The 14,153-nt window shown below is 70.5% G+C and carries 13 protein-coding genes; 3 read left to right on the plus strand and 10 right to left on the minus strand.

Annotation, left to right across the window (positions count from 1 at the left end):
* Window positions 1-41 precede the first annotated feature (41 nt).
* On the minus strand, window positions 42-1,556 hold the full coding sequence (gene glpK, locus I4Q55_RS13755; RefSeq protein WP_206788002.1) for a glycerol kinase GlpK: 1,515 nt from the start codon (window positions 1,554-1,556) through the stop codon (window positions 42-44).
* Between the two features lie 31 nt (window positions 1,557-1,587).
* A complete protein-coding gene (locus I4Q55_RS13760) occupies window positions 1,588-2,337 on the minus strand; it encodes an MIP/aquaporin family protein (RefSeq protein WP_206788003.1) in 750 nt (249 codons plus the stop codon).
* A 235-nt stretch (window positions 2,338-2,572) separates the two neighbouring features.
* On the opposite strand from I4Q55_RS13760, the gene I4Q55_RS13765 reads away from it, so the two are divergent.
* The gene (locus I4Q55_RS13765) at window positions 2,573-4,306 is read left to right on the plus strand and encodes a glycerol-3-phosphate dehydrogenase/oxidase (protein ID WP_206788004.1); all 1,734 of its coding nucleotides are present in this window, start codon (window positions 2,573-2,575) and stop codon (window positions 4,304-4,306) included.
* A gap of 40 nt (window positions 4,307-4,346) precedes the next feature.
* On the opposite strand, the gene I4Q55_RS13770 is transcribed toward I4Q55_RS13765, so the two are convergent.
* The 6 genes from I4Q55_RS13770 to I4Q55_RS13795 all read right to left on the minus strand — a co-directional run bounded on the left by I4Q55_RS13770 (window position 4,347) and on the right by I4Q55_RS13795 (window position 9,216).
* Entirely contained in the window at window positions 4,347-4,877 is a 531-nt protein-coding gene (locus I4Q55_RS13770) for a GNAT family N-acetyltransferase (RefSeq protein WP_206788005.1), read from the minus strand.
* A gap of 59 nt (window positions 4,878-4,936) precedes the next feature.
* Window positions 4,937-5,962, minus strand: a complete 1,026-nt coding sequence (locus tag I4Q55_RS13775) for a hypothetical protein (protein WP_242545890.1) — start codon at window positions 5,960-5,962, stop codon at window positions 4,937-4,939.
* Window positions 5,963-6,048: 86 nt separating this feature from the next.
* Window positions 6,049-6,441, minus strand: a complete 393-nt coding sequence (locus I4Q55_RS13780) for a DUF1707 domain-containing protein (RefSeq protein ID WP_206788006.1) — start codon at window positions 6,439-6,441, stop codon at window positions 6,049-6,051.
* Window positions 6,442-6,448: 7 nt separating this feature from the next.
* A complete protein-coding gene (locus tag I4Q55_RS13785) occupies window positions 6,449-6,982 on the minus strand; it encodes a DUF1707 domain-containing protein (RefSeq protein WP_206788007.1) in 534 nt (177 codons plus the stop codon).
* Window positions 6,983-7,040: 58 nt separating this feature from the next.
* The gene (locus tag I4Q55_RS13790) at window positions 7,041-8,834 is read right to left on the minus strand and encodes an acetyl/propionyl/methylcrotonyl-CoA carboxylase subunit alpha (RefSeq protein ID WP_206788008.1); all 1,794 of its coding nucleotides are present in this window, start codon (window positions 8,832-8,834) and stop codon (window positions 7,041-7,043) included.
* 106 nt (window positions 8,835-8,940) lie between these two features.
* Window positions 8,941-9,216: an SAV_915 family protein gene (locus I4Q55_RS13795; RefSeq protein WP_206788009.1), complete on the minus strand. Its 276-nt coding sequence runs from the start codon at window positions 9,214-9,216 to the stop codon at window positions 8,941-8,943.
* A gap of 114 nt (window positions 9,217-9,330) precedes the next feature.
* Here I4Q55_RS13795 and I4Q55_RS13800 point away from each other — a divergent pair, with 114 nt between their 5' ends.
* Window positions 9,331-10,053, plus strand: a complete 723-nt coding sequence (locus tag I4Q55_RS13800; protein ID WP_206788010.1) for a hypothetical protein — start codon at window positions 9,331-9,333, stop codon at window positions 10,051-10,053.
* Between the two features lie 11 nt (window positions 10,054-10,064).
* Here the strand turns inward: I4Q55_RS13800 and I4Q55_RS13805 are convergent, their stop codons facing one another.
* Together I4Q55_RS13805 and I4Q55_RS13810 are read right to left on the minus strand one after the other, a co-directional pair.
* Window positions 10,065-11,417: a dicarboxylate/amino acid:cation symporter gene (locus I4Q55_RS13805; RefSeq protein WP_206788012.1), complete on the minus strand. Its 1,353-nt coding sequence runs from the start codon at window positions 11,415-11,417 to the stop codon at window positions 10,065-10,067.
* 100 nt (window positions 11,418-11,517) lie between these two features.
* Window positions 11,518-12,147, minus strand: coding sequence for a nucleoside triphosphate pyrophosphatase (locus I4Q55_RS13810; RefSeq protein ID WP_206788014.1), 630 nt, complete (start codon window positions 12,145-12,147; stop codon window positions 11,518-11,520).
* A 119-nt stretch (window positions 12,148-12,266) separates the two neighbouring features.
* Here I4Q55_RS13810 and I4Q55_RS13815 point away from each other — a divergent pair, with 119 nt between their 5' ends.
* Entirely contained in the window at window positions 12,267-14,108 is a 1,842-nt protein-coding gene (locus I4Q55_RS13815; protein ID WP_206788016.1) for a glycoside hydrolase family 3 protein, read from the plus strand.
* Window positions 14,109-14,153: the final 45 nt, after the last annotated feature.

Genomic DNA, 14,153 nt, shown 5'->3' on the forward strand with positions numbered 1-14,153 from the left:
GGCCGGGAGCGCCTGGACGCGGCACCCCCGGCCCTCGCCGGTCAGTCCTCTTCGGAGACCCAGTCGAAGGTCTTGGTGACGGCCTTCTTCCAGTTGCGGTACTCGCGCTCGCGGCGGGAGTCGTCCATGGCCGGGTCCCACTGCTTGTCCTGGGCCCAGTTGGTGCGGATGTCGTCCTCGGACTTCCAGAACCCGACGGCGAGGCCGGCGGCGTACGCGGCACCCAGCGCGGTGGTCTCGTTGACCACCGGGCGGATCACCGGCACGCCGAGGATGTCGGCCTGGAACTGCATGAGCAGCTCGTTGACGACCATGCCGCCGTCGACCTTGAGGGACTTCAGCGGCACTCCGGAGTCGGCGTTCATCGCGTCGATGACCTCGCGCGACTGGAAGGCGGTCGCCTCCAGCACCGCGCGGGCGAGGTGACCCTTGTTGACGAACCGGGTGAGCCCGACGATCGCGCCGCGAGCGTCGGAGCGCCAGTAAGGAGCGAACAGACCCGAGAACGCCGGGACGAAGTACGCGCCGCCGTTGTCCTCGACGCTGCGCGCGTGCTCCTCGATCTCGGCCGCGGTCGTGATCAGGCCGAGGTTGTCGCGCAGCCACTGCACCAGCGAACCGGTGACGGCGACGGACCCTTCCAGCGCGTAGACCGTGTCGTTCGAGCCGATCTTGTAGCAGACCGTGGTGAGCAGCCCGTTCTGCGACATCACCTTCTCGGTGCCGGTGTTGAGCAGCATGAAGTTGCCGGTGCCGTAGGTGTTCTTGGCCTCGCCGGGCGAAAGGCAGGCCTGGCCGAACGTCGCGGCCTGCTGGTCGCCCAGGATGCCCGCGATCGGGACGCCCGCCAGCGCGCCCTTCTCGCGGACCTTGCCGTACTCCTCGGACGAGGAGCGAATCTCCGGCAGCATCGAAAGGGGGATGCCCATCTCGCCGGCGATCTCGGCGTCCCACTGCAGGGTGTCGAGGTCCATCAGCATGGTGCGGGAGGCGTTGGTCGGGTCGGTGACGTGCACGCCGCCGTCCGGGCCGCCGGTCATGTTCCACAGCACCCAGGTGTCCATGTTGCCGAAGATCAGGTCACCGGCCTCGGCCTTCTCGCGCGCGCCCTCGACGTTGTCCAGGATCCACTTGACCTTGGGCCCGGAGAAGTAGGTCGCGAGCGGGAGGCCGACCTTGTCGCGGTAGCGCTCCTGGCCGCCGCCGAGGTTGCCGAGCTCGGTGACGATCTTGTCGGTGCGGGTGTCCTGCCAGACGATCGCGTTGTACACCGGCTTGCCGGTCGTCTTGTCCCAGACGAGCGCGGTCTCGCGCTGGTTGGTGATGCCGACGGCGGCGATGTCCTTGGCGGTCAGGTCGGCCTTGGCCAGCGCGCCGGCGGCGACCCGGCGCGTGTTCTCCCAGATCTCTTCCGCGTTGTGCTCCACCCAGCCGGCGCGGGGGAAGATCTGCTCGTGCTCGCGCTGGTCGACGGAGACCACGCGGCCCTCGTGGTTGAAGATCATGCACCGGGTCGAGGTGGTGCCCTGGTCGATCGCGGCTACGTACGAAGTCATCTGTGCTCCAGGAATCCGAGAGGGAGGGCGATCAGGACAGGTTGTGGACGGCGAGGTAGACCAGCGCGGCGATGGCCCCGCCGACCAGCGGGCCGACGACCGGGATCCACGAGTAGCCCCAGTTCGCGTTCGCCTTGTTGCGGATGGGCAGCAGGAACGCGTAGGCGATGCGCGGGCCGAGGTCGCGGGCCGGGTTGATGGCGTAGCCCGTCGGACCACCGAGCGAGGCGCCGATCACGAGCACCACGAACGACACGCCCGCGTAGCCCAGTGCGGAGTTGCCGAAGTTCGGCGTCCCGCCGTCGCCGGCGGCGTAGACCGGGCTGAGCAGGATCCACGCGACCAGCACGAAGGTGCCGATGATCTCGGTGACGAGGTTCCACGCGGTGTTCTGGATCTGCGGTCCGGTGGAGAAGATGCCGAGCGTGTTCTCGGGCTCCGGGTGGTCGTCGAACTGGAGCTTGTAGGTGGCCCAGCAGAGCACCGCGCCGAGGATGGCGCCTGCCATCTGCCCGATGAAGTAGAACGGCACGTCGGCCCACGACGTCTTGTCGGCGATGGCGAGCCCGAGTGTCACCGCCGGGTTGAGGTGCGCGCCGCTGGGCGCGGCGATGCTGGCGCCGGTGAACACGGCGAAGGCCCAGCCGAGGTTGATGAACAGGAAGCCCGCGTTGTGACCGTTGTTCTTGCGCAGCACGTGGTTGGCCACCACGCCGTTGCCGAGCAGGATCAGCGTCGCTGTTCCCAGTAGTTCCCAGACGATTATTGCCCCAGCACTCACCGCTGCACCTCCACACTGGACACTCTGCGCAGGGTCGATCACGGCGTGCCACGGCACCGTTGCCGACCCACGTCCGCGCGACGTTACCGGGGCGTAGAAGCTACTTCCAAGCACCGGGCAGCCGAATCTTTTCAAGATCGCGGAGGGTTACGCCACAAGTGTCATCCGTGGACGGGCGAATGATCACCAGGTCGTGCGATGCTGGAAGCCTCGCCAGCACGAGGAGGAGTGTCACGTGGCGCAGCACGCAGCGGAGACCAGCCCGGCTCGACTGGGCCCGGTGAAGCGGGAAGAGACCTGGCAGCGGCTCGGCAGCGAAACGTTCGACCTCGTCGTCATCGGCGGCGGTGTGGTCGGGGCGGGCACGGCGCTGGACGCCGCGACGCGCGGGCTGAGGGTCGCGCTCGTCGAGGCCCGCGACCTCGCCTCCGGGACGTCGAGCCGGTCGAGCAAGCTCTTCCACGGCGGCCTGCGCTACCTGGAGCAGCTCGAATTCGGCCTGGTGCGGGAGGCCCTGCGCGAACGCGAGCTGATGCTGACGACCATCGCGCCCCACCTGGTGAAGCCGGTCAGCTTCCTCTACCCGCTGACGCACCGCGTGTGGGAGCGGCCGTACACCGCGGCGGGTCTCCTGATGTACGACACGATGGGCGGCGCCCGAAGCGTCCCGGGGCAGAAGCACCTGACCCGCGCCGGCGCGCTGCGGATGGTGCCGGCGCTCAAGCGGTCGGCGCTGATCGGCGGGATCCGCTACTACGACGCCCAGTCCGACGACGCCCGCCACACGATGACGGTGGCGCGGACGGCGGCGCACTACGGCGCGGTCGTGCGGACGTCGACTCAGGTCGTCGGGTTCCTGCGGGAAGCGGACCGGGTGTCGGGCGTCCGCGTGCGCGACGTCGAGGACGGGCGCGAAACGGAGATTTCGGCGGCCGCGGTGATCAACTGCACCGGCGTGTGGACTGACGAGCTGCAGCGGCTCTCGGGCGGCCGCGGCCGGTTCCGCGTCCGCGCGAGCAAGGGTGTGCACATCGTCGTCCCGCGCGACCGGATCGTCTCGGAGTCGGGGATGATCCTGCGCACGGAGAAGTCGGTGCTGTTCGTGATCCCGTGGCGCAACCACTGGATCGTCGGCACGACGGACACGGACTGGAACCTCGACCTGGCCCACCCGGCGGCGACGAAGCACGACATCGACTACATCCTCGAGCACGTCAACACGGTCTTGGCGACGCCGCTCGGGCACGACGACATCGAAGGCGTGTACGCCGGTCTTCGCCCGCTGCTGGCGGGGGAGAGCGAAGAGACGTCGAAGCTTTCCCGCGAGCACGCGGTGGCGCGGGTGGCCCCGGGCCTGGTGGCGATCGCGGGCGGCAAGTACACGACGTACCGGGTGATGGCGGCGGACGCCGTCGACGCCGCGGCGGTGGACCTGCCGGGCCGTTCCCAGCCGTCGATCACGGACAAGGTCCCCCTGCTGGGCGCGGACGGCTACCACGCGCTGGTCAACCAGGCCGACCACCTGGCCGCCGAGCACGGTCTGCACCCCTACCGGGTACGGCACCTGCTCGACCGCTACGGCTCGCTGGTCCACGAGGTCCTGGCCTCGGCGGAGGGCCGCCCGGAGCTGCTGAAGCCGATCGAGCACGCGCCGGACTACCTGGGCGTCGAGGTGGTGTACGCGGCTTCGCACGAAGGGGCGCTGCACCTGGAGGACGTCCTGGCCCGCCGCACGCGCATCTCGATCGAGTACGCGCACCGGGGCGTGGACTGCGCCGAGCAGGTGGCGACGCTGGTGGGCGAGGTCCTCGGCTGGTCGCCCGAAACGGTGAAGCGCGAGATCGAGGTCTACCGGGCGCGGGTGGAGGCGGAACGCGAGTCCCAGTCCCAGCCCAGCGACGAAGCGGCGGACGCCTTGCGGTCGGCGGCCCCGGAGGCCCGGGCGGGGATCGTCGAGCCGGTGAGCTGAGGACGGCGCCGGGCCGGCACCACGACCGGCCCGGCAGCGGTCAGGACGTGCGGTGCCAGCGGATCAGCCGCTCACCCGTCGGCGCGCGCTCGGCCTCCGGGCCGACCAGGGTGAACCCGCAACGCTCCGCGACCACGGCCGAAGCCGCGTTGCTCTCCTCGTACCGGTAGCTCACTTCGGTCAGCCCCAGCCCGCCGAAGCCGAAGCGCAGGGCCGCGTTCAGGGCCGTCGTCGCGATGCCCTTGCCGCGCTCGGCCGGGTGGACCCAGATCGTCGCCTCCGCGTACGACGCGTCCAGGTGCAGCTCGCGCAGGCCCACCTCGCCCAGGAGCCGGCCCGACGTCGGCTCCGCGATCGCCCACGAACAGCGCTCGTCGCCCGCCCACTGGGCTGCCCGCAACGCCACGTACTCCGTGGCCTCGTCGAGCGTGCGCAAGCGGTAGTTCAGCACGTACTTGCGGTGCGTCGGGTCGGCGAACGCCTCCATCAGCGCCGGGCGGTCGTCGATGTGCCGGTCGGCACGCAGCTGGCGCAGGTAGTACGTGCCCGCGTTGATCTCCACCGGTTCCACTCCGCCCAGCCTAGCCAGGCCGGGAGCACGCCGCCCCCGGCCTGGCGATCAAGGCCGGTTCAGCCCGCCAGGCGCCAGACCACGGGCACGCCGCCCTCGTCGAGCGGACGGTTCGACGCGACACCGGCGAACGTTCCGTCGTCGGTCACCTGGCTCGCCTGGTAGTTCGGATAACTGCCGGGCTGCCGCAGGTCGCCGGCCGGGGTGGTGCCGAACCACGTGGTCGGCTTCCCCCGGAACGAGCCCGGTACCGGGGCCGTCCCGTAAGTCAGCCCCGCGCGGTTCAGCGCAAACGCGTCCTCGCCGCCGGGCAGGACGGTGGGCACCCCCGCGGAGTTCCAGCGCATGGCCCGGGAGCCCGCGACGGTGCCGTCCGAGGCCGAGCCGACGACGACGCCGTTGCGGATCGCCGAGCCGCTCGTGTACCGGAATCCCGGTGCGGTGAGCTTCCGGTAGACGCCGTCCTTCCACAACAGACCCGACCCGTAGGCGGAGAACAGGACGGTCCCGTCGTCGTCGATGTCCATCGGGATCTCGTACTCGTGCGTCGCCGGGATGATCACCGGTGCGCTGCCGTCCGCCGGCCACACGACTGCGCCGTTCCGCGCCGGGTCCTCGTGGAAGACCTGTCCCAGCACGTCGCCGCGGGCGTTGACGGCTCTGGTCTGGGCTTCCCGATAGCCGGCCGGGGTTTCGCGGAGGTGGAAGCCGGCCGCGTCCAGCACGAACGGCCGGCCGCCGGGGCTCGCGTCGTAGTCGATCGCCGTGCCGACGACGGTGCCGGCGCCGTTCTCGTCTTCGGCCATCGCCCATTCGTAGCCGTCCGGAACGCCGCGCAGCACCGGCTTGCCGCCGCGCCAGCTCACGACCTGCAGCTTGCCCCCGACGATGAAGGACCCCGTGTACTCGCCGCGGCCGTTCGAAGCCGTCAGATAACCGCGCCCGGCGGGATCGGCCCCCGCGGGCAACGGCAGCAGCGTCGGCCGCCAGCTCAACTGCGCGGCTTGCGCCGGTCCCGCCGCCAAGGCCGCGACAGCGATCGCCACGGTGGCGAGCACCCCCGAGCGCGCCCACATCTTTCTCATGGATTCCTCCCTTTCCCCCGACCTGCGTGATCACCACGCCTGAACGCGGCAGCAGGTTGCCCGGCAAAAGGAGCAATCAGGAGCAATCAGGAGCGGCGGCGGCGCATCCCCGTGATCGCCGCCACCACCAGCGGCAGCGCCACCGCGATGATCAGCAGCCGGCCCCGCGACAGGATGAACACGACGATCGCCAGCACGATCGCGATCGGCACCGCGCTCCGGGTCAGGAACCTGGTCAGCGGGCTCTCGCCGGACATCACCGGCACCTGGGGTGCGGCCGCGCCGTTGAGCAACGCGCTCGGGCGGGGTGACGGCAGGTCGTCGAACAGCGGGACGAGGTCGCTGACCCGCCTGGCCGCGGTGACCTTCGCGGACCGGGTCCCGTACTCGTCGATGTCCAGCCGCCCGGTGCGGACGTGCTCTTCGAGAACGTCCAGGGCGTCCTGGCGTTCCGCGTCGCTCAAGCGCATGTCGCCCACGGCGGGATCAGTGGCCCAGGTCGCGGCGGTAGGAGTCACGGAGCTCGCGACGACGCTCCCGGTCGCGCAGGTGCCGCTCGTGGCGGCGGCGGTGCTCCGCGTCGTGGTTCCAGCCGTGGCCCCACATCGCCTTGCCGAAGACACCCACGCCGATCGGCACGAAGATGATCGGCCACGCGAGCGTGCCGGTGGCGATCAACGCGATCGCCGCGATGAGGGTCAGCGGGAAGATCGCGGCGAGGAACCGCTGGGGCGGCGACCAGTTCTCGGGAGTCCCCGACGGCCGTGGCTCGGGTGCGGCTGCCGGTTCGGGAGCCGCGACAGCCTGCGGGACGTCCTCGTACCGCGGGTGCGGGGCCGGCAGGTCCGCGAAGATCTCGCCGAGCTCGCCCCGCGTCTTCGCCGCGGTGATCCGGGCCGAGCGTTCGCCGTATTCGTCGATGTCGAGCCGCCCCGCGGTCATGTGCTCGCCGAGAGCGGACAGCGCTGACTCGCGGTTCTGGTCGCTGATCCGCAGCTGCGGAGACGGGACTTCGGTCACGTAGTCGATGGTAGGCCGCCCCGGGGGCGGCCCACCACGACATCTGTAACGAACAGCGCTACTTGATCTCGAGCAGCTGTGTGCCCTGCGTCACGGCGGCGCCGACCTCGACCGAAAGCCCGGTGACGGTGCCCGCTTTGTGCGCGGTGACCGGGTTTTCCATCTTCATCGCCTCGAGGACGACGATCAGCTCACCGGCTTCGACCGTCTGGCCCTCTTCGACGGCCACCTTCACGATGGTGCCCTGCATCGGCGCCGTGACGGCGTCGCCGCTGACCGCGGCCTTGGTGCCGCCGGCGCGCTTGCGCGGCTTCGCCTTGACGGCGGTGCCGCCCCCGCCGCTGCCTTCGAGCGCGAACCCGCCCGGCAGCGACACCTCGAGGCGCCGCCCGCCGACCTCGACCACGACGTTCTGCCGCGGTTCCTCTTCGGCGGCCTCGACGTCCGGCGCCACGAACGGCTCGATCTTGTTGTCGAACTCCGTCTCGATCCAGCGCGTGTGCACGCTGAAGCCGTTCTCGTCGCCGACGAACGCGGGGTCGTTCACGATCACGCGGTCGAACGGCAGCACCGTCGCCATGCCCTCGACGACCATCTCGTCGAGCGCGCGACGGCTGCGCTCCAGCGCGTTGTTGCGGTCCGAGCCGGTGACGATCAGCTTGGCCAGCATCGAGTCGAACTGCCCGCCGATGACGCTGCCGGACTCGACGCCGGAGTCGACGCGCACGCCAGGGCCGCTCGGCGCGACGAACTTCGTCACCGTGCCCGGCGCGGGCAGGAAGCCGCGGCCGGCGTCCTCGCCGTTGATGCGGAACTCGATGGAGTGCCCGCGCGGCTCGGGGTCGGACGTGATCCGCAGCGGCTCGCCGCGCGCGATGCGGAACATCTCGCGGACGAGGTCGAGCCCGGTGGTTTCCTCCGACACCGGGTGCTCGACCTGCAGCCGGGTGTTGACCTCGAGGAAGGAGATCGTGCCGTCGACGGCGACGAGGTACTCGACCGTGCCGGCCCCGTAGTAGCCGGCTTCCTTGCAGATCGCCTTCGCGGACTCGTGGATGCGCTTGCGCTGCTCGTCGCTCAAGAACGGCGCCGGCGCCTCCTCGACGAGCTTCTGGTGCCGCCGCTGCAGCGAGCAGTCACGGGTGCCGACGACGATGGCGTTGCCGTGCATGTCGGCCAGCACCTGCGCCTCGACGTGCCGCGGCTTGTCCAGGTACCGCTCGACGAAGCACTCGCCGCGGCCGAACGCGGCGACCGCCTCGCGGGTGGCCGACTCGAACAGCTCGGGGATCTCTTCGCGGGTGCGGGCGACCTTGAGGCCGCGGCCACCACCGCCGAAAGCGGCCTTGATGGCCACCGGCAGGCCGTGCTCGTCGGCGAACGCGACGATCTCGGCGGCGTCCTTGACCGGCTCCTTCGTGCCCGGCACCAGCGGCGCGCCCGCGCGCATGGCGATGTGCCGCGCGGTGACCTTGTCGCCGAGGTCGCGGATGGCCTGCGGGCTCGGCCCGATCCAGGTGAGCCCGGCGTCGAGGACGGCCTGGGCGAAGTCCGCGTTCTCGGAGAGGAAGCCGTAGCCCGGGTGCACCGAGTCGGCGCCCGACCGCTTGGCGGCGTCGAGGATCTTGTCGAAGTTGAGGTAGCTCTCGGCGGCGGTGGTGCCGCCCAGCGCGAAAGCCTCGTCGGCCAGGCGGACGTGTGGCGCGTCGCGGTCCGGGTCGGCGTACACCGCGACGCTGGCCAGGCCCGCGTCCTTGGCGGCTCTGATGACGCGTACCGCGATTTCGCCACGGTTGGCGACCAGGATCTTGGTCACCGGACCACCCGTGGATTCGCCGACCTGCTCGGCCACCCCGCACCTCCTGCGTCCGACAGCTGCATTGCTGACCGCCCACGCGGCATCAGGGAAGTCTACGGATATGACGTCGCGAGTCTCCTGAGTGAGAGGTGAACCACGCTCAGATGTGGTGACGCAGCTCCTCGGGCAGCGGCGAATCGAGCACGATCACGTCGTAGGGGTTCGCGGAGTGCACCTTCGGCAGGTGCTCGGTGTTCACCAGCACCCACGGCTGGTGCTCGCCGCAGCAGTCGATCAGCCGGTCCAGCGCGGTGAAGGCGACCAGCGCGGTGCGGCCGTCCGGCGTGCGGCGCAGCTCGATCGACGCGCCTTCGGTCTCGGCGCTGACCGGGCCGGTCGGGAGGTACAGGGCGGGCGGGAGGTTCGGGTTCGTCACCCGGACAACATAGACGGACACGTTCTGCTACTCGTGACCCCGTCGGGTTGAACCGGCCACATCGCGACGGGGCGCTGCCGACGGACGGCCGCGAAGCGGCTTACGCTCTGTCTCATGCGGACTACGGCAGCGCGGACGCCCCGGTCGGCGCTGCTCACCGCGGTGCTGGCCGCGGTGGTGACCGTCGGCGCGATCGGCGCGGTGTTCGTGCTGCGGCCGCGACCCGAGGCGGCCCCCGGACTGGCCGAACCGGCCGCCACGCCGGCGTCACCCGTGGTGAGCTGCGGCGGCGGCCCGTGCCGCCAGCTCGCGGCGGTGACGGTCGGGGGAACGCCGGTGGTGCTGCTCACCGACACGGCGGGCGGTTCGGCCCGCCTGCGCGTCGGGCCCGAGCCGGGCACGGTGTTCGAGCTGTCGATCGCCCAGCTGGGCGTGCGGCTGGACCAGAACTCCCTGCGCTGCATCGACGGCCCGGCCCCGGCGTGCCTGGTCCGCGGAGACGTCGGCGACGACGGCACGGCCGCGTACGGCGAACTGCTCGTCAGCAGCGGGGGAGTGTGGCGCGACCCGGGCAAGCCGTTCTACGCCGACGCCGGGACGCTGTCGCTCTACGACGTCACGGCCGACGCCAGCCCCGACGTGATCGTGGTCCGCCACGACTGCCCGGATTCCGCGTCCGGCACCCCGAAGTGCGCGGCGGCGCCGGTGCTCGGCGAGGTGTACGACCTGGCGGGCCGGTCGGTCGGCTGCACCCGCCGGTTCACCTCGCCCTCGGACCTGCGCGGCTGGCCGGACATCCGCCTGACCCGTGCCGACCTCCGCGCCTGCCCCTCCTGAGTCCCAAGCGGTCAGGCGGGGGCGGGTTCGGTGTGGCGGGCTGCCGAGCCGTCGTCGGTGGTCTGCGGGGTGTCGGTGGGGGCGTTCAGGACATCGTCGTCGAGGAGGCCTTCACTGCGCGCCACGATCACCGGCACCGTGATCTGGCCTGCCACGTTCGTCGCCGTGCGCATCATGTCCATGATCGGGTTGACCGAGTAGATCAGCGCCAGGCCCAGCGCCACCTGCTTGGCGTCGAGGCCGATGAATGACGTCGTCAGCGTGAACGCCGTCAGCCAGCCCGTGGTCCCGGCGGTCGCCAGCGCGCCGACCACGGCCACCACCACGATGCCCGCGTACTGCCAGAAGTTCAGCGACACCCCGGCCAGGTTCGCCACGAAGATCGCCGCGATCGCCGGGAACACCGCCGCGCAGCCGTCCATCTTGGTCGCGCTGCCGAGCGGGGTCGCGAAGGCCGCGTACGCCGGCTGGACACCGAGGTTGACCGCGGACTGGCGGGTCAGCGGCAGCGTCGCGGCCGACGACTGCGAAGCGAACGCGAACTGGATCGCCGTGCCCGCCTTCGCGAAGAACTTCAGCGGGCTGACCTTGCCCACGAACCGCAGCAGGATCGGGTAGACGACGAACAGCACGAGCAGGCAGCCGACGTACACCGCGAGCGTGGTGGAGAACAGCGGCCGGAACAGCGCGTCGCCGTAGTTCGACACCGCCGCGCCGATCAGGCCGATGATGCCGATCGGGGCCAGCCGGACGATCCAGCCGAGGTAGCGCTGGATGATCTCGAACACGCTGGTCGTGAAGTCGACGAACGGCTTCGCGCGATCACCCAGGCTGTAGGCGGCGGCGCCGATGACCAGCGCGAGGAACAGCACCTGCAGCGTTTCGCCGTCGGCAAACGCTTTCACGAAGTTCTCCGGCAGCAGCCCCTTGACGAAGGCGTCCCACGAGCCCCAGTGGTCGACGCTCTGCGCGGCGCGGTCGGCGTTCTTGGCGGTCGCTTCGACGCCGCCGAGCCCGCCGGCGCCCGGGTTGAAGATCCGGCCGACCGCGATGCCGATCAGCGACGCGATGAACGACGTGATCGCGAACCACAGCACCGTCTTGCCGCCGAGGCGGGCGGCGGTGCGGCCGCCGCCGAGGCCGCGGAGGCTGTTGATGCCGACCACGATCGCCGTGAAGACCAGCGGGATCACCGCGATCTGCAGCAGCGTCGTGAAGATGGTGCCGATCTGGTCGAGGAGATCGGTCAGCCAGCCGGCCTCGGTCTGCCGCGCGACGACACCGACCAGGGCGCCGACGACGAGCGAGCCGAGAACCGCGGCCGCGAACACCCGCGGCTTGGTGTACGTCCGGACGAAAGACACGGGGCGACTCCGGTGCTCGAAAGTTTCTGGTCTTGCCGGGTGAAGAGAACGTTAGGCAAGAGCGGACTCTTCCGGATCACCCGAAGGTGTGGTCCCTTTCTCAGGATGCGGGAGGCTGCCAGAGGTCCACGACACTCACGCCGACTTCGGCGAGGAGCCGTCGCGTCAGCGGCAGGCTGATGCCGATGACGCTCGTGTGGCCGCCGTCGAGCCCTTCGACGAACCAGCCGCCCAGGCCGTCGATCGTGAAGCCGCCGGCGACGTTGAGCGGCTCGCCGCTGGCGACGTAGGCGTCGATCTCCTCGGGGGTCGGCGTGCCGAACCGGACGGTGGTCGCTTCCCAGCCGGACGTCTCCTTCGCGCGCGTCCCGCCGTCGAGCCGGACGACCGCGTGGCCGGTGAGGAGTTCACCGGATGTCCCGGCCATCGCGGCCCAGCGCTGCCGCGCGACGTCCGGCGAACCCGGCTTCCCGACCATCTGACCGTGGATCGAAAGCATCGAATCGCAGGCGACGACGACGGCGTCCGGGTGGGCCGCGGCGACCTGGTCGACGACCGCTTCGGCCTTGGCCGCGGCGAGGGCCATGACCAGCTCGGACGGCGTCGGATCGGGGAGCGACGCGGCGACGGCGTCCTCGTCGACGCCGGAGACGAACACGGCGGGATCGAGGCCCGCGGAACGCAGGAGGGCGAGCCGGGCGGGGGACTGGGAGGCGAGGACGAACTGCACGCCTGAAACTTACTTGACCAGGGGGACGTGACCGAATTGTGACCGGCGTCACGACGCGGGCGCGTTAATTTGTTTTGGCTCGCAACTTATGGATCGACGGATTGTCACGGAGAGAACCAATGCCGCTCCTCCGCACCACGAGATCATTGCGAACCGCAGTTCTGGCCGGCCTGCTCCTCGCGGGAACGGCCGTCGTCCCGATGGCGTCCGCCACCGCGACACCGCTGTACAAGAACTCGAGCGCCTCGGTCGCCGACCGCGTCACGGACCTGATGGCGCGGATGACCCTCGACGACAAGGTCGGGCAGATGACCCAGGGCGAGCGGGGCTCCGCGACGCCCGCCCAGGCCGTCGCCGCCCGGCTCGGCTCCATCCTCTCCGGTGGCGGTTCGACGCCGACGCCGAACACCCCGCAGGCGTGGGCGGACATGATCGACGCCTACCAGCGGGCGGCGACGTCGACCGGTCTCGGCATCCCGATCATCTACGGCTCGGACGCCGTGCACGGCCACAACAACGTCCACGGCGCCACGGTCTTCCCGCACAACATCGGCCTGGGCGCGGCGAACGACCCGCGGCTGGTCGAGCAGATCGGCGCGATCACCGCCCGGGAAACCGCGGCCACCGGCGTCAAGTGGGCGTTCGCGCCCTGTCTGTGCGTCGCCCGCGACGACCGCTGGGGCCGCACGTACGAGTCCTTCGGCGAGGTCCCCGCCAACGCCGTCGCGAATTCCGTGGTCATCAAGGGCCTGCAGGGAAGCGCGCTCGGCGACACGACGTCCGTGCTGGCCTCCGCCAAGCACTTCATCGGCGACGGCGGCACCACCGGCGGCGTCGACCAGGGCAACACCCAGATCACCCTGGACGAGCTGCGGCGCGTCCACCTGCCGCCGTTCCAGGCCGCGATCGCCCACGGCACCGGCACGGTGATGATCAGCTTCAACAGCTGGAACGGCGTCAAGGACCACGGCAACAAGTTCCTGATCACCGACCTGCTCAAGGGCGAGCTGGGCTACTCCGGGTTCGTGGTCTCGGACTGGAACGGCATCGACCAGATCGACGGCCAGACCGGGTTCACCGCCGCCGAGGTCAAGCAGGCCGTCAACGCCGGGATCGACATGGTCATGGTCCCGTACGACTACCAGAAGTTCGTCGGCACGCTGAAGGCCGAAGTCCTGAACGGGAACATCCCGATGTCGCGCATCGACGACGCGAACCGGCGGATCCTCACGAAGAAGTTCGAACTCGGCCTGTTCGAGCGCCCCTACACCGACCGCTCACTGCAGCAGGACTTCGGCAGCGCGGCGCACCACGCCGTCGCGCGGCAGGCGGTGCGCGAGTCGCAGGTACTGCTGAAGAACGACGGCGTGCTGCCGCTGGCCAAGCAGGACAACAAGATCTTCGTGGCCGGGAAGAACGCCAACGACATGGGCAACCAGGCGGGTGGCTGGACGCTGACCTGGCAGGGCCAGAGCGGCGCGCGGGTCATCCCCGGCACGACGATCCTCGACGGCATCAGGTCCGGTGCCGGGAAAGGCACGGTGGTGACCTATGACCGTGCGGGTGGCGGAATCGACCGCAGCTACAAGGTCGCGGTCGCCGTGGTGGGCGAAACGCCGTACGCCGAAGGACAGGGAGACCGGCCGGGCGGAGTCGTCCTCGACGCCGAAGACGTCGCCCTCATCGGCAAGCTGAGGGCCTCGGGCGTCCCGCTGGTCGTGGTGACGGTTTCCGGGCGGCCGGTGGATCTCACCGCGCAGCTGCCGTCGATCCGCGGCCTGGTCGCGGCGTGGCTGCCCGGCTCCGAGGGCGCGGGCGTCGCGGACGTCCTCTACGGCGACTACAACCCGACCGGGAAGCTGAGCTTCACCTGGCCGAGGAGCACTTCCCAGCAGCCGATCAACGCCGGTGACGGCAAGCAGGGCCTGTTCCCGTACGGGTACGGCCTGTCCTACCGCTAGACCACCGCTCCCGCGGTCCGGGCGAGCCTCCGGTTCCCGACACCG

The organism is Amycolatopsis sp. MtRt-6 (genome assembly GCF_017308975.1).
GTDB lineage: Bacteria > Actinomycetota > Actinomycetes > Mycobacteriales > Pseudonocardiaceae > Amycolatopsis.